General features: G+C 70.6%; 18 protein-coding genes. 9 read left to right on the forward strand and 9 right to left on the reverse strand.

Features of this window, described 5'->3' with window-relative positions; genetic code table 11:
• Positions 1-44: 44 nt before the first annotated feature.
• Genes OF850_RS16245 through OF850_RS16255 form a run of 3 tightly spaced genes read right to left on the reverse strand, consistent with a single transcriptional unit; the run spans position 45 to position 3,690 of the window.
• Positions 45-1,352 (reverse strand): ABC transporter permease, encoded by a 1,308-nt coding sequence (locus OF850_RS16245; RefSeq protein WP_301591357.1) that lies wholly within the window; start codon positions 1,350-1,352, stop codon positions 45-47.
• Positions 1,349-2,074: an ABC transporter ATP-binding protein gene (locus OF850_RS16250; protein WP_301591359.1), complete on the reverse strand. Its 726-nt coding sequence runs from the start codon at positions 2,072-2,074 to the stop codon at positions 1,349-1,351. The genes OF850_RS16245 and OF850_RS16250 overlap by 4 nt, the downstream gene beginning before the upstream one ends.
• Complete coding sequence (locus OF850_RS16255) at positions 2,074-3,690, reverse strand: efflux RND transporter periplasmic adaptor subunit (protein WP_301591361.1); 1,617 nt, start codon at positions 3,688-3,690, stop codon at positions 2,074-2,076. Before OF850_RS16255 ends, OF850_RS16250 begins: the two co-directional genes overlap by 1 nt.
• A gap of 63 nt (positions 3,691-3,753) precedes the next feature.
• On the opposite strand from OF850_RS16255, the gene OF850_RS16260 reads away from it, so the two are divergent.
• Complete coding sequence (locus tag OF850_RS16260; protein WP_301591362.1) at positions 3,754-4,659, forward strand: 2-dehydropantoate 2-reductase; 906 nt, start codon at positions 3,754-3,756, stop codon at positions 4,657-4,659.
• 13 nt (positions 4,660-4,672) lie between these two features.
• On the opposite strand, the gene OF850_RS16265 is transcribed toward OF850_RS16260, so the two are convergent.
• From OF850_RS16265 to OF850_RS16275, 3 genes are all read right to left on the reverse strand, one after another.
• A complete protein-coding gene (locus tag OF850_RS16265) occupies positions 4,673-6,328 on the reverse strand; it encodes a histidine kinase dimerization/phosphoacceptor domain -containing protein (RefSeq protein WP_301591414.1) in 1,656 nt (551 codons plus the stop codon).
• A gap of 267 nt (positions 6,329-6,595) precedes the next feature.
• Positions 6,596-7,207 (reverse strand): sigma-70 family RNA polymerase sigma factor, encoded by a 612-nt coding sequence (locus tag OF850_RS16270; protein ID WP_301591415.1) that lies wholly within the window; start codon positions 7,205-7,207, stop codon positions 6,596-6,598.
• A 161-nt stretch (positions 7,208-7,368) separates the two neighbouring features.
• On the reverse strand, positions 7,369-7,893 hold the full coding sequence (locus tag OF850_RS16275; protein WP_301591364.1) for a sigma-70 family RNA polymerase sigma factor: 525 nt from the start codon (positions 7,891-7,893) through the stop codon (positions 7,369-7,371).
• A gap of 50 nt (positions 7,894-7,943) precedes the next feature.
• Between OF850_RS16275 and OF850_RS16280 the strand changes: the two genes are divergently transcribed.
• The 4 genes from OF850_RS16280 to OF850_RS16295 all read left to right on the forward strand — a co-directional run bounded on the left by OF850_RS16280 (position 7,944) and on the right by OF850_RS16295 (position 11,495).
• Positions 7,944-8,663, forward strand: coding sequence for a response regulator (locus tag OF850_RS16280; protein ID WP_301591365.1), 720 nt, complete (start codon positions 7,944-7,946; stop codon positions 8,661-8,663).
• 161 nt (positions 8,664-8,824) lie between these two features.
• Positions 8,825-8,989 carry a DUF1328 domain-containing protein gene (locus OF850_RS16285; RefSeq protein WP_301591367.1) on the forward strand — a complete coding sequence of 55 codons (165 nt, stop codon included), beginning with the start codon at positions 8,825-8,827 and terminating at the stop codon, positions 8,987-8,989.
• Positions 8,990-8,991: 2 nt separating this feature from the next.
• Positions 8,992-9,627, forward strand: a complete 636-nt coding sequence (locus OF850_RS16290) for a hypothetical protein (protein WP_301591368.1) — start codon at positions 8,992-8,994, stop codon at positions 9,625-9,627.
• Positions 9,624-11,495, forward strand: a complete 1,872-nt coding sequence (locus tag OF850_RS16295) for an ABC transporter ATP-binding protein/permease (RefSeq protein ID WP_301591369.1) — start codon at positions 9,624-9,626, stop codon at positions 11,493-11,495. Before OF850_RS16290 ends, OF850_RS16295 begins: the two co-directional genes overlap by 4 nt.
• Here OF850_RS16295 and OF850_RS16300 read toward each other — a convergent pair whose 3' ends face one another.
• From OF850_RS16300 to pnp, 3 genes are all read right to left on the reverse strand, one after another.
• Positions 11,496-12,077, reverse strand: coding sequence for a hypothetical protein (locus OF850_RS16300; protein ID WP_301591371.1), 582 nt, complete (start codon positions 12,075-12,077; stop codon positions 11,496-11,498). It abuts the gene before it with no gap.
• Positions 12,078-12,153: 76 nt separating this feature from the next.
• The gene (locus OF850_RS16305) at positions 12,154-13,554 is read right to left on the reverse strand and encodes an NAD(P)H-dependent flavin oxidoreductase (RefSeq protein ID WP_301591372.1); all 1,401 of its coding nucleotides are present in this window, start codon (positions 13,552-13,554) and stop codon (positions 12,154-12,156) included.
• A 95-nt stretch (positions 13,555-13,649) separates the two neighbouring features.
• Positions 13,650-15,884 carry a polyribonucleotide nucleotidyltransferase gene (pnp, locus tag OF850_RS16310; protein WP_301591374.1) on the reverse strand — a complete coding sequence of 745 codons (2,235 nt, stop codon included), beginning with the start codon at positions 15,882-15,884 and terminating at the stop codon, positions 13,650-13,652.
• 389 nt (positions 15,885-16,273) lie between these two features.
• On the opposite strand from pnp, the gene rimP reads away from it, so the two are divergent.
• From rimP to infB, 4 genes are read left to right on the forward strand one after another with little or no spacing between them, the layout of a single operon-like run.
• The gene (rimP, locus tag OF850_RS16315) at positions 16,274-16,813 is read left to right on the forward strand and encodes a ribosome maturation factor RimP (protein ID WP_301591375.1); all 540 of its coding nucleotides are present in this window, start codon (positions 16,274-16,276) and stop codon (positions 16,811-16,813) included.
• Position 16,814: 1 nt separating this feature from the next.
• Positions 16,815-18,350 carry a transcription termination factor NusA gene (gene nusA, locus OF850_RS16320; protein WP_301591376.1) on the forward strand — a complete coding sequence of 512 codons (1,536 nt, stop codon included), beginning with the start codon at positions 16,815-16,817 and terminating at the stop codon, positions 18,348-18,350.
• Positions 18,331-19,032: an RNA-binding protein gene (locus tag OF850_RS16325; RefSeq protein ID WP_301591377.1), complete on the forward strand. Its 702-nt coding sequence runs from the start codon at positions 18,331-18,333 to the stop codon at positions 19,030-19,032. Before nusA ends, OF850_RS16325 begins: the two co-directional genes overlap by 20 nt.
• Before the next feature lie 58 nt (positions 19,033-19,090).
• Positions 19,091-21,847 (forward strand): translation initiation factor IF-2, encoded by a 2,757-nt coding sequence (infB, locus tag OF850_RS16330; protein WP_301591378.1) that lies wholly within the window; start codon positions 19,091-19,093, stop codon positions 21,845-21,847.
• Positions 21,848-21,852: the final 5 nt, after the last annotated feature.

Consider the following 21,852-nt stretch of genomic DNA (forward strand, 5'->3'; position numbering starts at 1 on the left):
ACGAGCAGACGGTTCCAGTTCCTCGCTGCTCACGCGCGGCGCGTTCACTCGTGTCGCAGCGCCTGGATGGGGTCGAGGCTCGCGGCGCGCCGCGCCGGCCAGTAGCCGAAGAACAGCCCGGTCAGGCCTGAGACGGCGACGGCGAGCGCCACCGCGTCCCATTGGATCAGGACCGGCCAGCCGCCGGCGGCTCCCAGCGTGTGCGCCAGCGCGATGCCGACCGCGACGCCGGCCGCGCCGCCGAGCAACGCCAGCAGCACCGCCTCCAGCAGGAATTGCCGCAGGATGTCCTGCCGCCGCGCTCCGACCGCAAGGCGCAGCCCGATCTCGCGCGTGCGCTCCGTCACGCTCACCAGCATGATGTTCATCACGCCGATCCCACCCACCAGCAGCGACACGGCGGCGACCGCGGCCAGCAGCAGGGACAGGGTGCGCGCCGAGGCGTCGCGCGTCGCGGCGATCTCGCTCAGGTTGCGGATGTTCACCGTTTCCGGCTCGTTGGCGGCCACGCGGTGGCGCTGGCGGAAGAAGGCGCGCAGCTGCTCCTCCACCTCGGCCATGTCCTCGCCTTCCGCCACCTTCACGGAGATGGAGCCGACCGAGCGGGCGAAGGCGCGGCTCGCCCCCATGACGGAGCGGCGCGCCGTCCAGTAGGGCATCACCACCATGTCGTCCTGGTCCTGGCCCATGGGGTTCTGCCCCTTGCGGCCGAGGACGCCGATCACCTCGAAGGGCGTGGCGCGGATGCGGATCTCGCGCCCCACCGGGTTCTCGTCGCCGAACAGGTTCTCCGCCACGGTCTGGCCGATCAGCGCGACCTTGCGGCCGGAGGTGGCTTCCTCCTCCGAAAAGAAGCGGCCCTCCGCGACCACCCATTCATGGGCGACGAACCAGTCCAGGTCGGTGCCGTTGACCCAGGTGGACCAGTTCTGGTTGCTGTAGACGATCTGCAATTGCTGGCGGATCGTGCCTGCGGCGGCCTCCACCGCCGGGATCTCGCGCGGGATGGCCTGGGCGTCGTCCCACGACATGTTGGGCCGCTGCCCCGCGCCGAGCGAAACGCCGCCCATCCGCACGTTCGAGCCCCAGACCAGCAGCAGGTTCGCGCCGAGCGACTGGATCTGCGACAGCACCTGCTGCCGCGCCCCGGCCCCCACCGCCACGGTGACGATCACCGCCGCGACGCCGATGAAGATGCCGAGCGCGGTGAGCGCGGCGCGCAGCTTGTTGGCGGCAAGCGCCGACAGCGCGGCCAGCCCCGCCTCGCCGAAGGAAAGCCCGGCGCGGCCGGGTGGCAGCGGGGGAAGCGGCGTCGCGACGGGGCGCGCAACCTCGCGCGTGATCACGTTCATGCGAAGGGCACCCCGATCATCGCCGCCGCGTCCACGGGCGGGTGCGTCTCGTCCTCGAAGAGGCGCCCGTCGCGGAAACGCAGCGTGCGCCCGGCGAAGGCCGCCACGTCCGGGTCGTGGGTGACGCAAAGGATGGACACGCCCGAGCGGTTGAGCGCCTGGAACAGCGCCATGATCTCGAGGCCCGTGCGGCTGTCCAGCGCGCCGGTCGGCTCGTCGGCCAGCAGCAGTTCGGGGCCGCAGACCAGGGCGCGCGCGATGGCGACGCGCTGCTGCTGCCCGCCCGAGAGCTGGCTCGGCGTGTGGTGCATGCGCGAGGCGAGGCCGACGCGCTCCAGCGCCATCTCCGCCCGCTCCCGCCGGATCTTCGGCGGGATGCCGCGATACAGCATCGGCATCATCACGTTGCTGAGCGCGTCGGAGCGCGGCAGCAGGTGGAAGGACTGGAACACGAAGCCGATCTTCTCGCCGCGCAGCGCGGCCAGGCGCTCGGGCGATAGCGTCCCCACCTCCTCCCCGGCCAGGCGGTAGGAACCGCGCGTCGGCTGGTCCAAACAGCCGATCAGGTTCAGGAAGGTGCTCTTGCCCGAGCCGGAGGGGCCCATGGCGGCGACGAACTCGCCGGGCCGCATGGAGACGTTCACCCCCTCCAGCGCCGCCACCACCCCCTCGCCGGACGGGTAGTGGCGGGTAAGGTCGCGCGTCTCGATCAGCGCGTCCATCAGAACAAGTTCCGCGAGGGCGGCGCGCGTCCGGCAGTACCGGAGGCGCGCTCCGTCCCGGTCACGACCTGCGCGCCCTCGGCGATCTCGCCGGACAGGATCTCGGTGACGCTGCCATCGGAAAGGCCGATGCGGACCGGGACGGCACGCGGCGCCGTGCCCTCGCGCTCCACCACCCAGACCGTGCCCGTGGCGCCACCGCGTCCGCCGCCACCCCCACGCGCGGCGGCGAGGCGGGCGCGCTGCTCGGGCGTCAGCACGGCGTTCAGCCGGGACTGGAGGCGCTGCCGCGCCGCCTGCATCCCCTGGCGCCGCGCCTCGGCTTCGCCCGGCATCGCCGCCATGCGCTCACGCATCTCGGCCAGGGCTGCCTCCACCTCCTGCCGCTGGGTGGGGCTCAGGTCTTCCATTTGGCGCAGCGCGGCGGCCATCGGGCTTTCGGGCGGCGCATTGGCGGCGGTGGCGGACTGGCCCGCCGGGCGCCAGCGCAGCGCGGCGTTGGGCACGCGCAGCACGTCGCGGCGCTCGTCGGCCACGATGCGCAGCGTCGCGGTCATGCCGGGCAGCATGCGGCCATTGTTGTTCGGCGCGGCGATGATGACGGTGTAGGTGACGACGTTGTTCACCGTGGCCGGCGTCAGGCGGATGTCCTTCACCGTGCCACGCAGGTTCAGCTGCGGGTGCGCCGCCACCGTGAAGGTGACGCTCTGCCCGGTGCGGATGCGGCCGATATCGGCCTCGTCCACCGTGGCCCAGACCTCCATCTCGTCCAGGTTGGCGGCGATGGTGAACAGGGTCGGCGCTTGCAACGAGGCTGCGACGGTCTGCCCCAGATCCACCGAGCGCGACACGACGATGCCGTCGATCGGCGAGCGGATGACCGTGAAGGACAGGTTCACCTCCACCTGCCGCAGCACGGCGGCGCGCTGCTCGGCCTGGGCCTCGGCCGTCTCGACCTGGGCGGCGGCGGTGCGGGCGGCGGCCTCGGCGCTGAGCTGGTTGGCCTCGGCCTGCTCGGCCTGGGCGCGCTGCGTGGCCAGCGCGGCCTGCGCGCCCTCGAAGGTGAAGCCGGCGCGGGTCGCGTCGCGCACGGCGCCGACGCCGGAGCGGCGCAGTTCCTCCGTCCGGTTGCGCTCGAAGGTCGCGTCGCGCAGCAGCGCCTCGGAGCGCTGCACCTCGGCCTTGGCGGCGGCGACGGCGGCGCGGGCCTGTCCTGCATCGGCGGCCGCGCGCTCCGCCTGGGCGCGGGCCACGACCACGGCGGCGCGGGCGGCGAGCAGGTCGGCCTGGGCGGCCGCGCGCGTGGCCTCCAGCTGCTGGGTGTCGAGGCGCGCCAGGGCCTGGCCGGCCGTGACGCGGGTGTTCCAGTCGGCCATCACCTCGCGGATCTGGCCGGAAAGCTGCGAGCCGACGATGACGCTGTTGACCGGGTTCACCGTGCCCGTGGCGCTGACCACGGCGGTGATCGTCCCGCGATCCGCCTCGGCGAGGCGCAGGCGCGGCCCGGCCTCCGCGGCAGCACCCAGGCCGAGCACCCCAAGGGCGGGGGCACCCCAGAGATAGGCGCCGCCCGCGAGGAGCGGCAGGATCAGGAGGAAGGCGAGTGGCCGGCGCATCGTGCCCCGCATATAGGGTGATCGTTGTAACAACCGTGTTGCTGGACAGGGAAGGAGGGTGACATGCGTCTCCTGGTTCTGGGGGCGGGCGCCCTGGGTGGGTATTACGGCGGGAGGCTGCACGAGGCCGGGGGCGACGTCGCCTTCCTGGTCCGCCCCGCCCGCGCCGAGGCTCTGCGCCGGGACGGCTTGCGGATCGAAAGCCCCTATGGCGACGCCCACCTCCCCGTCCGCGCCGTCACCGAGGCCGGACCGGGCTTCGACGCGGTTCTGCTGACCTGCAAGAGCTACGACCTGCCCGGCGCCATTGAGGCGGTGCGGCCCGCCGTGGAAGCCGGCGCGCCCGTGGTGCCGGTGCTGAACGGCATGTCCCACATCGCCGCCCTGCAGGAGGCCTTCGGGCCGGAGCGCGTGCTCGGCGGGCTGGCCAAGATCCAGGCGACGCTGACCCCCGAGGGCACGGTGCGCCACTTCAACGACTGGCGCTGGCTGTTCTTCGGCCGCCTCGACGGCGCCCCCTGCCCCGTCTCGGCGGCGCTGGAAGAAGCCTTCGTCCCGGCGAAGGGCGTGGTGGCGAAGCAGGTGCCGGACATGGAGCGCCGCCTGTGGGAGAAGATCGTCCATCTCGGCACCTCAGCCATCGGCACGGTGCTGCTGCGGGGCGATGTGGGGCGCATCGTGCGCGCGGGCGGGACCGGGCTGCTACACCGCGTTCTGCAGCGCAACGCCGCCATCGCCGCCCACCACGGCCACCCGGTGACGGACGCCTTCATGGCCGAATACGGCGCCCTGTTCAGCGACGCGGGCAGCGCCTACGTCACCTCCATGCTGCGCGACATCGAGCGCGGCGCGCGCAACGAGGGCGAGGCGGTGCTGGGCTTCCTGCTGGAGGCGGCGCGACGCGCCGGCGTGCCGGACGAGATCCACGAGGCGGCGCTGCTGCACGCCCGGGTGCAGCAGCCGGGGTGACGCGCCCGCGCGGCTAGGCCGCTTCCCCCATCGCGGGGCCGGGGAGCGGGAACTCCACGCGCAGGACGGTGCCGTCGCATTGCTCCAACTGCGACGTGCCACCCAGATGCGCCGCAAAGCCCCGGATCAGCGAAAGCCCCATCCCCTCCTCCCGGCCGTCGGGCAAGCCGCGTCCGTCATCGCGCACCTCCAGCACGGCCTGCCCGGCCTTGCGCCGCAGCGTGATGGTGACCCGCCCGGACTCGCCTTCCGGGAAGGCGTGGCGGGACACGTTCAGCAACGCCTCGGTGACGAGAAGGGCGAGCGAGGTGGCCTGTTCCGCCGGCAGGATCACGTTCTCCGCCTCGACGACGGTGTCCGACCCGGCGACCACTTGGCTCGCCAGTTCGCGGAGCAGCGGCGCCACTGGCACAACGGTGCCGGCCCCTTCCGTGTCCAGGTAGCGGTGCAGCGTGGCCAGGGCCTGCACCCGGTCGCGCGCCGTTTCGAACTCGGCGCGCATCTCCGAATCGCCGATGCGGTCGCACTGCATGTTCAGCAGGGAGGCGACGATCTGCAGGTTGTTCTTCACCCGGTGGTGGATCTCGGAAAGGAGGCGGTCGCGCTGGCTGAGGGCCTTGCGCAGATCCGCCTCGCGCCGCGCGATGGCACGCGACGCTGAGGCGAGGGCGGAGCCGACATCCGACACCTCGGCCGGGTCCCAGGCGGTGGTGGGCGGGGCGAAGGTCGTTTCGGGCTTCCAGGCGCGCACCGTATGGGCCAGCCGGCGCAACGGGCGGGCGCAGGACAGTTCCGTTCCGGCCAGGACGATGAACAGGCAGGTTAGCAGAAAGAAGGTCAGCTCCGTGAGGCGCGTGATCAACTGATTGCGCGCCTCGCGCCGCGCTTCGGCGGCAGGGACGCCGACCAGCACCCGCATCCCCCGGTCGGGAGCCGAGATCGAATAGGCGAAGTCGCCGCCCACGCTGCTCGCGCCCACCCGCGTGTATCGTCCCGGCGCCTCGCTCAGCGCCGCCATCAGCGTCGCCTCGGGCAGCAGCGCAGCCTGGCGTTCATCCTGCGGCGGATAGGGACGGTGAGCGGAATCGAGCAACCAGGTGTGGTGGCGCGTCGCATCCTCGCGATTCTCGGCGGTGAACCAGTCCGCACGGATGGAGGCCCCCGCCACGGCGATCACCGCGTCGCCTTCCAGCAGCGGCGCGGCGGCTGGCAATTCGACCCGACCCGAACCGGGATCGAGCACGAACTTGCCAAGGATGTAGCTGCGTTCCTGCCGCAGGCGCGCCAGAAAGCCGGCATTCGCCGTTTCGCTGCCTTGCGTGCCATGGGAATTGCAGAGGAGCCGCCCATCCGGATCGAGAAACCAGAGGTCGGTGTAGCGGCCGTCGAACAAGCCACGCATCCGGCCGAGGATGCGGGAGCAATCCACGGGGCTGAGGCTCGCGAAGTTCTGGAAGCGGGCCAGCCCGCGAACGAGGTTCTCGAGGTCGTTGAGGGCCAGGGCGTGACGCACCGCGTCGGCCTCGCCAATGACCGTCGCCCTTTCGGCAATGGCGGTGAGCGACTGCTCGTATTTCTGCCAGGCATTGGCCCCGGCGATGATGGCCACCGGGATTCCGGCGACCAGCACAAGCGCGACCAGCCTTGACCTGATGCCGGAGAAGATCATCCAGCCCAATGCGGTACTCCGTCCGGGCCGGGACGGCTCCTGTTCTATTTGCTCTTGGCTTGGTCGCGCTCGATCAACGCAAGGATCTCAGGCGGAATCGGTTCTTTCGCGACATCGTCGAAGAGCGAGTGAAGACCTCGTTGGAGCCACAGATCGAACGCCGCGTCGGGCGAGGACCGACGTCCCCGCCCGCTCGACTTGCCATCCGGCCTCATTTCAGAGTGCGACCTTGCTGGCTTCTGTGGCGTCTCGCTCACCAACGCTCCCTTACACCGCGCCGCTGCGCCGCTCATCCGTGGCCAACATACGACGCTGAGGGGAGCGGGGGGAAGCGGTCCGGCCAGCGGAAGGCCGCTGCGCCACACCCGGGCGCTGGGCCACCGGCTCCTCGCCGAGCAGCCAAGCCTGGAGCTGCTTGCGGGCGCGGAAGACGCGGCACTTCAGCGTGCCGACCGCGACGCCCAGCTGCTCCGACACTTCCTCGTAGGACATGCCTTGCACCGTCACCATCATCAGGGCGAGGCGCTGGTCGGCCGGCAGCTTCCCAAGGGCGTGACGGAGTTCCTGCAGGGCGATGCTGTCCTCCTGGCCCGCGGCACGGGCGAAAGCATCGGCCGGAGCCTCTTCGACCTCCACCGTCTCGCGACGGCGGCGCATGTCGGACAGGAAGCGGTTCCGCAGGATGCGGCTCATCCACGCCTTGAAATTGGTGCCCGGCGTGAAGGAATGCTGCGCCGCCAAGGCGTTGGTGACGGCGGCCTGGACCAGGTCATCCGCGTCGGCCCGGTTGCGCGTCAGGGCGAAGGCCTGCTGCCGGAGGGCCGGGAGGGCCTGGACCATCAATTCATGGAAGGGGGTGCCGGGATCGGTGGCGCCCATCTGGTCCATCACGGTGGGGGCCTTCGGGTCGCGCATCGGGTTAGTCCTCTCCATTCTCATGCCAAGGCAATACCGATCGAAGGAGTATCGTTGCGACGCAGCGAGGAGAAAATTTCCGATCTTTTCATCCCATTGATGAAACCCCCCTTAAGCCTTCCTATTTAGGAGGAGGAATGCGTGTTCGTCCTGTCCAGGTCCGGCCCAGCGCGATGGACCAGCGCGGCCCGCAAGGCAGAGCGGGCACGGCTGACGCGCGCCTTGATGGTGCCCTCCGCCACGCCCACCACCTCCGCCACCTGCGCCGTTGTCATGCCCTGCACGCCCACCAGCATGAGCGCCTCGCGCTGGGCCAAGGGGAGTTCCGCCATGGCACGCGCCAACTCGTCCAGTTCCAGCCGGTCACCCTGGCTGGCGGGGCGGCTTTCCTCCGGACGCTGCGCCTCCAACGCGCGGCGCTCGCGGCCCGCCTTGCGTGCCTGTCCGAGCCAGACGTTGCGGAGAATGGTGAACAGCCAGGCCCGCAGCTCCGTCCCCGGCTCGAATTGCGTCTCGGCCCGGAGTGCGCGGAGGATCGTTTCCTGCACGAGGTCATCCGCCGCGGCGGCGCTGCGCGCCAGCGTGCGGCCATAGGCACGCAGCGCCGGCAGAAGCCGGGGCAGTTCCGGACGGATGGAGAAGGAATCCATTCGCCGTCTAATATCTCTCAACGATTGCCGTTTCAGGAGTCCCCCCACGCATGACTTCCCTGCCCGATGCCGAGCTGATGCAGGCCCTTCCCTATGCCCGCCGCTACGCCCGCGCCCTCGCCGGCAGCCAGGCGGCGGGGGATGCGATGGTGGCGGGCGCCCTGCGCGCCGGCCTTCCCGAATTGCCCGGGCGCCTTGCCCTTTATGCGGGGGTGACCCGCCTCGCCGGGACGGAGGCGCCGCCGGGCCGCCTGTCGGCGCTGGAGCGGCAGCTGCTCCTCCTCACCTCGTTGGAGGAGCTGGATGTGGAGGAGGCGGCGCGGGTCGTTGGCGTCGAGCAGGCGGAGGCGCAGCGCCTGCTGGAGCAGGCGCGCCAGAACCTGCGCGAGGCGACGGCGACCGACGTGCTGATCATCGAGGACGAGCCGGTGATCGCCATGGACCTGCGGATGCTGGTGCAGCGCTGCGGCCACCGTGTCGTCGGCGTGGCGTCGAGCGAGACGGAGGCGGTGCGCCTCGCCAATGAGCGCCCGACCGGCCTTATCCTGGCCGACGTGAACCTCGGCCGCGGCGGCGACGGCATCAACGCGGTCCGCCGCATCATGCAGAGCGTGAAGGTGCCGGTGATCTTCGTCACCGCCTATCCCGAGCGTCTGCTGACCGCCGAGGAGGTGGAGCCGGCCTTCATCATGTCGAAGCCCTTCGATCCGCTTACCCTCGCCATCTCCACCTACCAGGCGGTGACGGCCGGCCAGATGCCCATCGACTGAGGCGGGCCCCGTCCCGGCCCAGCTTCGCTTGAACCCGCAGGCGGCCCCCCATGGGGGCCGTCTCGCTTCCGGGCCTCTCCGCGATTTGGGACGGGTGCGGATCAACCTCCCCTCGCGGCGCCGCGTTCCGGCGGCACGGAAGTCCCGTGAGGAGTAGGCAAATGCTGTACTGGTCCCTCGTCTTTCTCGTGGTGGCCATCGTCGCGGGCGTGCTGGGTTTCGGCGGCATCTCCTCGACCTCGGGTGGCATCGCCCGGGTGTTGTTCTTTGTGTTCCTGGTCCTGTTCGCCGTGTCCCTCATCACCGGGCGGGGCATTGCCGGCTGACCATGCAGAGACGATCCCTCCTCCTCGCGAGCCTTGCCGCGCTGGTCGCCTCTCCTGCCCTTGCGCGCTCGCCGCGCGGCCTCTGGTTCGACCCGACCCAGCTTCCTTCCTACACCGGGCGGCTGGAGCGCTTCCTGATGGATCCCGCCGGCGAGGTGACGCGCGCCCTGCTGCGCGAGGGAACCCAGATCATCTTCCCCGCTTCGGAGGCCGAGGCGCTGACGAGCACGATCCAGCAGGACCAGACCCTGACCGCCTATGGCGTCAGGGCCCGCACCGCCCCCGTTGTCATCATGCTCGCCTGGGCGCGCAACGACCGGGAACCGGCGAATTTCGTCGCCAACCCGTCCTGGTTCGCCTCCGACCGCCGCGGCTCGGAGGAATTGTCGCTCCAGGGCCGGATCCGCGCGCCGCTCCTTTCCCCCCAGGGCGAGCCGATGGGCGTCATCACGGAGGAGGGCCACTTGGTGCGCCTCCCCGTGGGCATGAATGAGCGCTTCGACTGGCTGCGGCCCGGCGAGATCGTTGCGGCCGCCGGCCTCGGCACGCGGCGCGAGGAGAGCGTCGCCCTCGACGCCGTGCGGCTGGGACGGGAACCCGACAAGCTCGAACCCTTGCCGGAGGAAAACCGCCAGTGAGCGAAACCCGCGCACAAGCGGAAAAGGACGAGACCAAAGCCGGAGCCCTTCCCGAGGCCGAACTCGTCAAGCGGCCCATGGCCGCCTTCTGGAAGCTTACCAAGGCCTGGCTCACCGCGCCGGACCGTGGCAATGCCCGCTGGCTGATCCTTGCCCTCGTCCTGCTAACGGTGGGGCAGGTCGCCGTGCAGATCCGCCTCAACATCTGGAACCGCGACTTCTTCAACGCGCTGGAGAATCGCGACTTCGCGGCCTTCCGCTGGCAGATGGTCGTGTTCCTCATGCTCGCCGTCGGGGCCATGGCCGTGGCGGTGTACCAGCTCTACACGAAGCAGCTCATCCAGCTCGCCTGGCGCGAATGGCTCACGAAGCGCATCCTGGAATCCTGGTTGCATGAGGGGCGCCAGTACCAGCTGGAGATGGCCGGGGCCTCCGCCGACAACCCGGACCAGCGCATTGCCGAGGATATCCGCGTTTCCGTGGACCTCGCGGTGGATTTCGTCGGCGGCCTCCTGACATGCTCGATGATGCTCGCGGCCTTCGTTGGCATCCTTTGGACCATCTCGGGCCCGCTGCACCTGGGCTTCGTCGGCATCGACGCCTCCATTCCCGGCTACATGGTCTGGGCGGCGCTCACCTACGCCATCATCGGCACGACCCTGACCCTGGTGGTCGGGAGGCCCATGGTGGGGCACAACTTCGCCCGCGTGGCGGCGGAGGCGGATTTCCGCTTCGGCCTGACCCGCGCCCGCGAATCCGGCGAGGGCATCGCGCTGATCCGCGGCGAGGTCGACGAGCGGCGCGGCCTGGAGCGGCTGTTCGGCAATGTGCGCGGGGCGGTGCGGCGGCTCATGCGCTCGCAGCGCAACCTCATGTACCTCACCAGCGGCTACCACTCGCTGGCGATGATCTTCCCGACCATCGTGGCCTCGCCTGCCTATTTCTCCGGTGCGATCACCCTGGGCGGGCTGATGCAGATCGGCGCCGCCTTCGGTCAGGTGCAGAGTTCGCTTTCCTGGCTGGTCGACAGCTTCCCGCGCATCGCCGAATGGCGCGCTGCGGTGAACCGCATGGTGAACTTTCGCGAGGTGCTTGACGAGCTGGACGCGCTGGTCGCCGACCCCAGCCAGCCCACCATCACGGTGACGGAAGGTGATCCGGACACGCTGGTGTTCAAGGGGATCGAGGTCGCCTTCGCCAACGGAACCACCGTCATCCAGGACGCGACCGCCGAGATCCATTCCGGGGAGCGCGTGCTGATCCAAGGCGAGAGCGGCACGGGCAAGAGCACGCTGTTCCGCGTGATCGGCGGGCTGTGGCCTTGGGGCGCGGGCGAGATCGTTACCCCGCCGCGCGAGACGATGATGTTCATGCCGCAGCGCCCCTATCTGCCGCTCGGCACGCTCAAGGAATCGCTCAGCTATCCCGCCGGGCCCGACAAGTATCCGGACGAGGAGTGCCACAAGGCGCTGGAGCGTGTCGGGTTGGTACGCCTGCCCGAACGCCTGCACGACGAGGAGCGCTGGGACCGCGTGCTCAGTCTCGGCGAGCAGCAGCGCCTCGCCTTCGCGCGGCTGCTGCTGCACCGCCCGGCCTGGATCTTCATGGACGAGGCGACGGCCGCGCTCGACGAGCGCAACCAGGACGCGATGATGCAGATGGTGCTGGACGAGCTGCCGGAAAGCGCGCTGGTCTCCATCGGCCATCGGCCGGGGCTGGAAGCCTTCCACACCCGCACGCTGAAGCTGCAGAAGGCCGAGGGCGGGGCGCGCCTCACCCGTCCGCCGCGGCCGCCGCGGCAGCAGCCGCGCTGGAAGATCCCGGGGCTGAAGAACCCGCTGAAGCGGCGGCCGCGCGTGCCGGTGTGATCAGCAGCGCCGCTCCACGGTCGAGACCGCGGCGCCGCTGCCACGCAGGCTGAACGGCACGCGGCCACGGCCGGTCAGCAATTCCTGGCTGGCGCCGTTCCGCAGCGCCGCCAGCAGCGGCGGCGTCGCCTCCCAGGCAAGGAGGCCGTCGCGACCGGGGGGCGGCGCGGAAAGGTGGAAATCCTGCCCGTCCACGCGCAGCAGCAGCAGGTGGCCCGGCGGGAAGCGCTCATGCGCCGGATCGAGGCGAAGCCTCAGGGCGCCAAGCGCGGCGCAAGCAATCTCCAGGCAAACTCCCTCGGGGGCGCAGAGGCCGGCGGCCGGGCGGCCGGATTGCGACTTGACGCGCCAAGTGGCCTCCGCGGCGCGGGTTGGTTCGGAGCAACGCGGCGCCGATCGGGGCGGCGCGCCCAACCCGCTGCACATTCGCTCCACGCAGGCATGGTAGCGCGGGTCGTTGGCGCCGCGGGATTGCGCCAGGCACGACCAGACGCAGCGCTGCTCGGCCATCGGGTCGGGCTGCGCGGCGACCGGCAGGGCGGTGGCGCAAAGGAGGAAGGCGAGGAAGAAGCCAGCGCGCATGCGGCGCCCCCTTTCGTCGGAACATCCTTCCGAAAAGGGAAGCACCGCCGCGCCGGCGCGGCAAGCGAAAGCCGGCTTAGCGCCCGGTCATGATCCGCTCGACCAGCTGCTTCACCGTCGGCACGAAGCCGTTGGAGTAGAAGGGGTCGGAGCCGAAGCGGTAGGCGTTGTGCCCCGCGAACATCAGGTTGTCCTCCAGGCTGCCGTCATGGGCGATGTCCTGAAGCGTCTTCTGGATGCAGAAGGAGCGCGGGTCGGCCTTCTTGCCGTTGTCCAGCGTGGGCGAGTGCTGTGCCCAGTTGGAAAAGCGGCACTGGCTGAGGCAACCCATGCAGGCCACCTGGTCCGCCAGGATCTCGCGCGAGCTTTCGGGCGTCACGAAGATCAGGGTGGAATCCGGTGTCCGCATCGCTTCGGTGAAGCCCGAGGCAGTCCAGTTCTGCGCCCGCTCGCGATCCGCCGGGGCGAGCCAGACGAGGCGCTTGCGCGGGCCGATGCCGAACTCGGCCGTGTGCTCGCCCACCTTCTCGGAGGAATAGGCGACCTGGCGCTCGCTGCGCGCCTCCAGGTCCCGCAGGAAGTCGTTGCGGACGGCGGAGGAATAGAAGCCCGTCGGCGAGAAGGGCTGCAGCAGCACGTCGCCGGGCTTCAGCTCGGTCAGCTTGCGCTTCCACGCCTCGCTGATCGGGGATTCGCGGGTCAGCAGCGGGCGGGTGCCGAACTGGAAGGCGATCGGCCCGAGCTCCGGGTTGTCGATCCAGTCCTCCCACTCCTCCAGCCACCAGACGCCGCCCGCCATGATGATGGGGGTGTCGTCCAGGCCGAAGCTGCGCATCTGCTCGCGCAGCTTGCGGACGCGCTCGTAGGGGGCCTCGGGCTTACGCGGGTCCTCGCTGTTGGACAGGCCGTTATGGCCGCCCGCCAGCCAGGGATCCTCGTAGACCACGCCGCCCAGCCACTCGCTCACCTTGCCGTAGGAACGCTTCCACAGCGCGCTGAAGGCGCGGGCGGAGGAGACGATCGGATAGTAGTGCACGCCGAAGTCGCGCGCGATCTCGGCCAGCTTGTAGGGCATGCCGGCACCGCAGGTGATGCCGTTGATGATGCCCCTGGCCCCCTCCAGCACGCCGCGGATCACGCGCTCTGCCCCGCCCATCTCCCACAGGATGTTGGCGTGGATGCGCGCCTTCGGGCCACCGACGTCGCGCGCCTCCCTGGCCTGCGCGATGCCGCCGGCGATGCCGTAAGCCACCAGCTCCTCGTGCCGGTCGCGGCGGGTCTTGCCGTGGTAGACCTGCCGGATGGTCCGGCCCTCGGCGTCGTAGCTGTCGGCGTTGACGGCGCTGAAGGTGCCGACGCCGCCTGCGGCCGCCCAGGCACCGGCAGTGAGCCCGTTCGAGACGGCGACGCCCTTGCCGCCTTCCACCAGGGGGAGGACGTCCGCACCGCCCATCCGGATCGCGTTGATCGCCTTCACTTCGCCAAGCCTTGCCGTGTCACGTTTCGATATATGTCACTCAAATGACCAGGGCCAAGGCCGCGCACGGCCTTGGCCCCTTATTTCATGCGAGGTCAGTCGTCGCGGCGCTCGCGGCGGGGGCGGTCGCCCCGGTCGCGGTCACCGCGGTCGCTGCGCTCACGGCGGGGCCGGTCCTCGCCGTCGCCCTCGCGCGGCTCGCGCGGGCGGCGCTCGCCGACCTGCTCGGTGATGTCGGCGCCGGTCGCCTGGTCCACGACGCGCATGGACAGCTTCACCTTGCCGCGGTCGTCGAAGCCGATGACCTTCACCTTCACCGCGTCGCCGTCCTTCACCACGTCGGTGGTGCGGTTGACGCGCTCATTGGCCAGCTCGCTGATGTGGACGAGGCCGTCCTTGGCGCCCAGGAAGTTGACGAAGGCGCCGAACTCGGCGGTCTTCACCACCTTGCCGTTGTAGATCACGCCCACCTCCGGCTCGGCCACGATGCCGCGGATCTTGTCGATCGCGGCCTGGGTGGCCTCGGGGGAGGTCGAGGCGATCTTGATCGTCCCGTCATCCTCGATGTCGATCTTGGTGCCGGTCTGCTCGACGATCTCACGGATCACCTTGCCGCCGGTGCCGATCACCTCGCGGATCTTGTCCTTGGGGACGTTGATCACGGTGATGCGCGGCGCGGTGGCCGCCATCTCGCCGCGGGCGCCGCTGATGGCCTTCGCCATCTCGCCCAGGATGTGCAGGCGGCCGTCCTTCGCCTGACCCAGCGCGGTGCGCATGATGTCGAAGGTGATGGAGGTGATCTTGATGTCCATCTGCAGGGCGGTGATGCCCTGCTCGGTGCCGGCCACCTTGAAGTCCATGTCGCCGAGGTGGTCCTCGTCGCCCAGGATGTCGGACAGCACGGCGAAGCCCCGATCCTCCTTGATGAGGCCCATGGCGATGCCCGCCACCGGCCGCAGCAGCGGGCAACCCGCGTCCATCAGGGAAAGCGAGGTGCCGCACACCGTCGCCATGGAGGAGGAGCCGTTGGACTCCGTGATCTCCGAGACGACGCGCATCGTGTAGGGGAACTTGTCCGGCCCCGGCAGCACGGGACGGATGGCGCGCCAGGCCAGCTTGCCGTGGCCGATCTCGCGCCGGCCCGGGCTGCCCATGCGGCCCGTCTCGTTCACCGAGTAGGGCGGGAAGTTGTAGTGCAGCATGAAGCGCTCGCGGTACTCGCCCACCAGCGCGTCGATGATCTGCTCGTCCTGGCCCGTGCCCAGGGTCGCGACGCAAAGGGCCTGCGTCTCGCCGCGGGTGAAGAGCGAGGAGCCGTGCGCGCGCGGCAGCACGCCGACCTCGGCCATGATGGGGCGCACCGTCTTGGTGTCGCGCCCGTCGATGCGCATGCCCGTGTCGAGGATGGCGCCGCGGACCACGTCGGCCTCGAGCTGCTTCAGCATGCCCTTGGCAGCGGCGGCGTCCAGCCCCTCGGCCTCCAGCGCGGCGACGACGGCCTTCTTGGCCTCGCCCACCTTGCCCTGGCGGACCAGCTTCTGCGTCTCCTTGTATGCCTCGGCCATCGGTGCGGCGCCCAAGGCGGAGATGCGGTTGCGCAGCGCGGCGAGGCTCGCATCCTCCTCCGGCAGCGCCCAGGCATCCTTCGCGGCGACCTCGGCCAGGGCAATGATGCCCTCGATCACCGGCTGGAAGCCCTTGTGGCCGAACTCGACGGCGCCGAGCATCACGTCCTCGGACAGTTCCTGCGCCTCGGACTCGACCATCAGCACGCCCTCGGCCGTGCCGGCGACGACGAGGTCCAGCTGGGACAGCTTGCGCTGCGGCAGGGTCGGGTTGAGCACGTACTGCCCGTCCACGTAGCCGACGCGGGCGCCGGCGATCGGGCCGAAGAAGGGAATGCCGGAGATGGTCAACGCGGCGGAGCAGCCGACCATCGCCACCATGTCGGGGTCGTTCTCGCCGTCATGCGACAGCACGGTCGCGATGACCTGGACCTCGTTGCGGAACCCCTCGGGGAAGAGGGGACGGATCGGACGGTCGATGAGGCGCGAGACCAGCGTCTCGTTCTCCGAGGGACGACCCTCGCGCTTGAAGAAGCCGCCGGGGATCTTGCCCGCGGCGAAGGCCTTCTCCTGGTAGTTCACGGTGAGCGGAAAGAAATCCTGGCCCGGCTTCACGTTGCGGGCGCCGACCACGGTGCAGAGCACGATGGTGTCGCCCAGCCGCGCCATCACGGCGCCATCCGCCTGGCGCGCGACCTTGCCGGTCTCCAGCGTCAGGATCTGGCCGCCCCAGGGGATTTCCTTGCGGAAGTAGTTGTCGAACATGCGTCGTCCCAATCTACGCGACGCACGGCAAGGTGGCAGTCCGGACACGGTCCGCCCCGGTTGGGAGGCTCTCGGCGTCTCGGGGCGCATGGGGGGCCGGGCGCAAGCGCCGCGGCGGGTGCCATGTGGCCGGAAACGCCGCCAGACCCGTTGCCGGAAGGGATGTGCCTGGAGGCTCTGCGAACCCGCCGCGATCGCGGGGTTGCGCCGCCGGACGTGCCGGTCGGCGGCGGGTATATGGACCGGATGGACCGTCGGGAAAAGGGGAAAGCGCTTCTGGCCTTGCAACGTGGCCCGAAAACCCCCATAAACCCGGCCTGAACACAACCCGGTCCTTAAGGGGGGTGGCCTTCCGGGGCCGCCCTTTTTGTTTGCCCGATCGAAACATCATGACGCCCGAACGCCCCCCACTCGAACGTCCCCGGCACGAAGGGCTCGACGCCCGCATCGCCGACCTCGTCGCCCCCACGATCGAGCACATGGGCTATGAGCTCGTGCGCGTGCAGGTCAGCGGCAAGGAGCGCCCGGTCGTCCAGATCATGGCCGACCGCGCCGACGGCACGCCCTTCACGGTGGAGGATTGCGAGCAGATCAGCCATGCGGTCGGCGCCGTGCTCGACGTGTCCGACCCCATCAAGGCCGAATGGACGCTCGAGGTGTCCTCGCCCGGCATCGACCGCCCGCTGACCCGCGCCAAGGACTGGGAGCGCTTCGCCGGCCACGTCGCGACGGTGGAGATGCTGGTGCCGCTGGACGGACGCAAGCGCTTCCGCGGCATCGTGCTGGGCGCGGACGCGGAGAATGCGCGGCTGCGCCTGGACGAGGGCGGCGACATCACCCTGCCCCGCGCCGGCATGCGCCGCGCGAAGCTCGTGCTCACCGACGAACTCATCGCCGCCGCCGCGGCGCAGACCCAAGGGAAGAACTGACATGGCCCTCGAGATCGCGCCCCCGCGCCCGGAGTTCCTCCAGGTCGCAGAAGCCGTCGCGCGCGAGAAGATGATCGAGAAGGAGGAGGTGCTGGAGGCGATGGAGCTGGCCATGGGCCGCGCCGGTCGCCAGACCTACGGCATCAACAAGGACATCCGCGCCGAGATCGACCGCAAGAACGGCGCCGTGAAGCTTTCCCGCTGGACGCTGGTCGTCGATGACGACGCGGTGGAGGACGAGGAAACGCAGATGCCACTGCGCATCGCGCAGAAGGTGAAGCCCGGCATCCAGGCCGGCGAGTACATCGTCGACCCGCTTCCCCCCATCGATTTCGGCCGCATCGGCGCACAGACCGCGAAGCAGGTCATCGTGCAGCGCGTGCGCGAGGTGGAGCGCAAGAAGCAGTTCGAGGAGTTCAAGGACCGCGTCGGCGAGATCATCAACGGCACGGTGAAGCGCACCGAGTACGGCAACCTGATGGTGGAGCTGGGCGGCCGCGCGGAGGCGCTGCTGCGCCGCGACGAAACCATCCCCCGCGAAGCCTTCAAGAACGGCGACCGCGTGCGCGCCTACATCTATGACGTGCGCGAGGAGCCGCGGGGCCCGCAGATCTTCCTGTCGCGCACCCATCCCGGCTTCCTCGCCAAGCTCTTCGCGCAGGAAGTGCCCGAGATCTACGAGGGCATCATCGAGATCAAGGCCGTGGCGCGCGACCCCGGCTCCCGCGCCAAGATGGCGGTGATCTCGCGCGATGCCTCCATCGACCCCGTCGGCGCCTGCGTCGGCATGCGCGGCTCGCGCGTGCAAGCGGTGGTGGCGGAGCTGCAGGGCGAGAAGATCGACATCATCCCCTGGTCCTCCGACATCGCCACCTTCATCGTGAACGCGATGGCTCCGGCCGAGGTCAGCAAGGTGGTGCTGGACGACGAGGGCAAGCGCGTCGAGGTGGTGGTGCCGGACGAGCAGCTTTCGCTGGCCATCGGCCGGCGCGGCCAGAACGTGCGCCTCGCCTCCCAGCTGACGCGCTACGACATCGACATCCTGACCGAGGCGGGCGAGAGCGAGCGCCGCCAGGAAGACTTCCGCAAGCGCTCCGGCCTGTTCGTCGAGGGGCTGGACGTGGACGACGTGATCGCCGGCCTGCTGGTGACGGAAGGCTACGGCTCGATCGAGGAGATCGTCGAGGTCGATGACGAGGAGCTGGCCTCCATCGAGGGCTTCGACGAGAACATCGCCGCGGAGCTGAAGCGCCGCGCCGTCGCCTTCCTGGAGCTGAAGGAGGTCGAGGCCGACCAGAAGCGCGTGGAGTTGGGCGTCTCGGACGAGCTGGTGGAGCTGGGTTCCTTCACGGCTGCCATGCTGGTGACGCTGGGCGAGAAGGGCGTGAAGACCCTCGACGACCTCGCCGATCTCGCCTCCGACGAGCTTGTCGAAATGCTCGGCGAGGACCAGATGGACGAGGAGACGGCGAACGCGATCATCATGGCCGCGCGCGCCCATTGGTTCGGGGAAGAGGGTGAACCCCAGAACGGATGACCCCGACCGCGAGCGGGGGCCGCTCCGCCGCTGCATCGTTTCGCGCGAGACCCGCCCGAAGGAGGAGATGATCCGCTTCGTGCTGGGACCATCGCGGGAGTTGGTTCCCGATCCGGGTGGACGTTTGCCCGGCCGGGGACTATGGTTGACGGCGCAGGACGAGATTCTCCGGAAGGCCCTGAAGACAGGCGCCTTCGCGAAGGCGGCGCGGGGGCCGGTCCAGGTCCCGGATCAACTGGCGCAGCTGGTGATCCGGATGCTCCAGGCCCGCATCCGCGACTTCCTCGGTTTTGCCCGCCGCGGCGGGGAGGCGGTGGCCGGACGGGAGGCGGTGCTGGAGTGGCTCAGGACGCGCGAGGTCGCGTTCCTGCTCCAGGCCTCGGACGGCAGCCCGGCGGAACGGGATCGGCTGGTGGGCAGGCGGGAAATCCCGGTCTACACCCCGCTGTCCGGTGCCGAGCTGGGGTCCGTCTTCGGCAGGGACCGCGCGGTTCACGTGGCGGTGCTGCCGGGGCGCCTGGCGGGTTCGTTGCAGGCGGAGGCGGCGCGACTGGCTGGCCTCCTGCCCGCAGGTCCGGGATCGGCCGCGGCGGAAGCCGGGGGGCACGGATCCCGGCCGCAGGAGTTTGGGCCGGATGCGCCGGCGGCAGGGGCCGCAGGCGCGAATCCGACCCTCGATTGACAGGTTTCGTGCCGGTTCCCAGGAACCGGCCGCAAGGGAATGTGGTTCGGAACGGCGAATGAGCGACCAGAATGATCAGGATGCGGCCAAGAGCCGGTTGAGCCTTCGCCCGGCGGGCCGCCTGGAGCTGAACAAGACCGTCGACGCGGGCAGCGTCCGGCAGAGCTTCAGCCACGGCCGCTCCAAGGTGGTGCAGGTCGAGGTGGTGAAGAAGCGCACCCCGGGCGCGGCCCCCGCCCCGACGGGCGGCGCGCGTCCGCCCAGCGGCTCCCCGCGCGCCGTGCCGCCCGGCAGCAAGGCCCAGCCCCCGTCCCGCCCCTCCGGTCCCGGCGGCCGTCCGCTGACCGCGGCCGAGCTGGCGACGCGCCAGCGCGTGCTGGAGGAGCAGCGCCGCCTGGAGGCCCAGCGCGAGCGCGAGCAGCGCGAGCAGCAGGCCCTGATGTTGCGCTCCGCTGCCGAGGAGGCCGCTCGCCGCGAGGAAGAAACGCGCCGCCGCGAGGAAGAGGAAGCGCAGGCCCGCGCCGAGGCGGAGGCCGAAGCCAAGGCTGCCGAGCGCGCGGCCAAGCGCGAGGCCGAGGCCCGGGTGGCCCCGCCGCCAGCCCAGCCCGCGCCGAAGCCCGCCGCTGCCACGCCCACCGCGCCTGCGACGCCGCCCGCCCCCGCTGCTGCCCCGGCCGAGACCGCGCGTCCGCGCGTGACGCCGCTCGCGGCCCGTGCGCAGATGGCGCCGCTGCGCCAGACGCCGGCTCCCTCTGGGCCGTCCTCGCGCTTGTCCCTTACCCCCCGTGCCCGCGAAGGCGAGGAGGATGACCGTCGCGGCCCGCCGCGCCGCCCGGGCGGTGGCCCCGGCGGTCCGGCCGGCTTGCGCCGCCCTGCGGGCCCGCCGCCGAAGAAGACCCCCCTCGCCGGCCCGCGCCGCGAGGGAAGGATCGACGTCAACGCCGCGCTTGAGGGCGAGGACGACCGTTCCCGCTCCATCGCCTCCATCCGCCGCGCCCGCGAGCGCGAGCGGCGGCAGGCCGAGCTGGCCCGCCTGCGCTCGGGCCAGGAGCGCGTGGTGCGCGACGTGGTGATCCCCGAGACCATCACTGTGCAGGAACTGGCGAACCGCATGGCCGCCCGTGGCGGCGAGGTGGTGAAGGCCCTGTTCCGCATGGGCGTGATGGCCACGCTGACGCAGAGCGTGGACGCCGACACGGCGGAGCTGGTCGCGCAGGAATTTGGCCACCGCGTGAAGCGCGTCGCCGAGGACGACATCGAGACGGGCCTGGAAGGCGCGGTGGACGAGGAAGGGGAGATGCTGCCCCGCCCGCCCGTCGTGACCATCATGGGCCACGTCGACCACGGCAAGACCTCGCTGCTCGACGCGCTCCGCAAGACGGACGTGGCGGCGCGGGAGGCCGGCGGCATCACCCAGCACATCGGCGCCTATCAGGTCGAGGTGCCGGGCGGCGGCAAGGTCACCTTCATCGACACGCCGGGCCACGAGGCCTTCACGGCGATGCGCGCCCGCGGCGCCTCCGTCACCGACATGGTGGTGCTCGTGGTGGCGGCGGATGACGGCGTGATGCCGCAGACGATCGAGGCCATCAAGCACGCCCGCGCGGCCGAAGTCCCGCTGATCGTCGCGGTGAATAAGATCGACAAGCAGGGCGTGAACCTGGACCGCGTCCGCAACGAGCTGCTGCAGCACGAGATCGTGGTGGAGAGCCTGGGCGGCGACGTGCAGGAGATCCAGGTCAGCGCGTTGAAGGGCACCAACCTCGACAAGCTGCTGGAAGCCATCTTGCTACAGGCCGAGATCCTGGACCTGCGCGCCAACCCGGCCCGCGCCGGCGAGGGCACGGTGATCGAGAGCAAGCTGGACCGCGGCCGCGGCCCGGTGGCGACCGTGCTGGTGCAGAAGGGCACGCTCAGCACTGGCGACATCGTCGTGGCCGGCTCCGAGTGGGGCCGCGTGCGCGCGCTGGTGGACGACAAGGGCCGCCCGGCCAAGGTCGCCGGCCCCTCCGCCCCTGTCGAGGTGCTCGGCCTGTCCGGCGTGCCCGGTGCCGGCGAGACGGTGCTGGCCGTGGAAAGCGAGGCCCGCGCCCGTGAGGTGAGCGAGTTCCGCCAGCGCAAGGCGCGCGAAAAGACGGCGGCGGCGATCAGCGCCGGCCGCGGCACCCTGTCCGACATGCTGGCCCGCATCCAGGCGGGGCAGCAGAAGGAAGTGGCCGTCGTGGTCAAGGCGGACGTGCAGGGCTCGGCGGAGGCGATCAACGCCACCCTGTCCAAGCTCGGCAACGAGGAGGTGCGCGTGCGCGTGCTGCACTCGGCGGTCGGCCAGATCACGGAATCCGACGTGCAGCTGGCCAAGGCGTCCAACGCCGTGGTCGTCGCCTTCAACGTCCGCGCCACGGCGCAGGCGCGGGAGATGGCGCAGCGCGACGGCGTGGATATCCGCTACTACTCGATCATCTACCAGGTGCAGGACGACATCGAGGCGCTCTACAAGTCCCGCCTCGCCCCCGTTCAGCGCGAGAACTTCATCGGCTACGCGTCCATCCTGCAGGTCTTCGAGGTCAAGCGCCTCGGCAAGGTGGCCGGTTGCCGCGTGACCGAGGGCGTGGTGAAGCGCGGCTGCGGCGTGCGCCTGATCCGCGAGGGCGTCGTGATCCACGAGGGCGAGCTTTCGACGCTGCGCCGCTTCAAGGATGACGTGAAGGAAGTCACCAACGGCTACGAGTGTGGCATGGGCTTCCGGAACTACGACGACATCCGCATCGGCGACCAGATCGAGTGCTTCGAGACGGAGACCGTCGCCGCGGCCTAGGCCGC

The organism is Sabulicella glaciei (genome assembly GCF_026183895.1).
In the GTDB taxonomy this organism is placed as follows: Bacteria; Pseudomonadota; Alphaproteobacteria; order Acetobacterales; family Acetobacteraceae; genus Roseococcus; species Roseococcus glaciei.

Coding starts and splice junctions, on each gene's coding strand:
- OF850_RS16265 (WP_301591414.1), bottom strand. CDS start 6,328: ATGATCTTCTCCGGCATCAGGTCAAGGCTGGTCGCGCTTGTGCTGGTC.
- OF850_RS16270 (WP_301591415.1), bottom strand. CDS start 7,207: ATGGGCGCCACCGATCCCGGCACCCCCTTCCATGAATTGATGGTCCAG.
- infB (WP_301591378.1), top strand. CDS start 19,091: ATGAGCGACCAGAATGATCAGGATGCGGCCAAGAGCCGGTTGAGCCTT.
- rimP (WP_301591375.1), top strand. CDS start 16,274: ATGACGCCCGAACGCCCCCCACTCGAACGTCCCCGGCACGAAGGGCTC.
- OF850_RS16260 (WP_301591362.1), top strand. CDS start 3,754: ATGCGTCTCCTGGTTCTGGGGGCGGGCGCCCTGGGTGGGTATTACGGC.
- OF850_RS16285 (WP_301591367.1), top strand. CDS start 8,825: ATGCTGTACTGGTCCCTCGTCTTTCTCGTGGTGGCCATCGTCGCGGGC.
- OF850_RS16245 (WP_301591357.1), bottom strand. CDS start 1,352: ATGAACGTGATCACGCGCGAGGTTGCGCGCCCCGTCGCGACGCCGCTT.
- OF850_RS16250 (WP_301591359.1), bottom strand. CDS start 2,074: ATGGACGCGCTGATCGAGACGCGCGACCTTACCCGCCACTACCCGTCC.
- OF850_RS16300 (WP_301591371.1), bottom strand. CDS start 12,077: ATGCGCGCTGGCTTCTTCCTCGCCTTCCTCCTTTGCGCCACCGCCCTG.
- pnp (WP_301591374.1), bottom strand. CDS start 15,884: ATGTTCGACAACTACTTCCGCAAGGAAATCCCCTGGGGCGGCCAGATC.
- OF850_RS16280 (WP_301591365.1), top strand. CDS start 7,944: ATGACTTCCCTGCCCGATGCCGAGCTGATGCAGGCCCTTCCCTATGCC.
- OF850_RS16255 (WP_301591361.1), bottom strand. CDS start 3,690: ATGCGCCGGCCACTCGCCTTCCTCCTGATCCTGCCGCTCCTCGCGGGC.
- OF850_RS16290 (WP_301591368.1), top strand. CDS start 8,992: ATGCAGAGACGATCCCTCCTCCTCGCGAGCCTTGCCGCGCTGGTCGCC.
- OF850_RS16275 (WP_301591364.1), bottom strand. CDS start 7,893: ATGGATTCCTTCTCCATCCGTCCGGAACTGCCCCGGCTTCTGCCGGCG.
- nusA (WP_301591376.1), top strand. CDS start 16,815: ATGGCCCTCGAGATCGCGCCCCCGCGCCCGGAGTTCCTCCAGGTCGCA.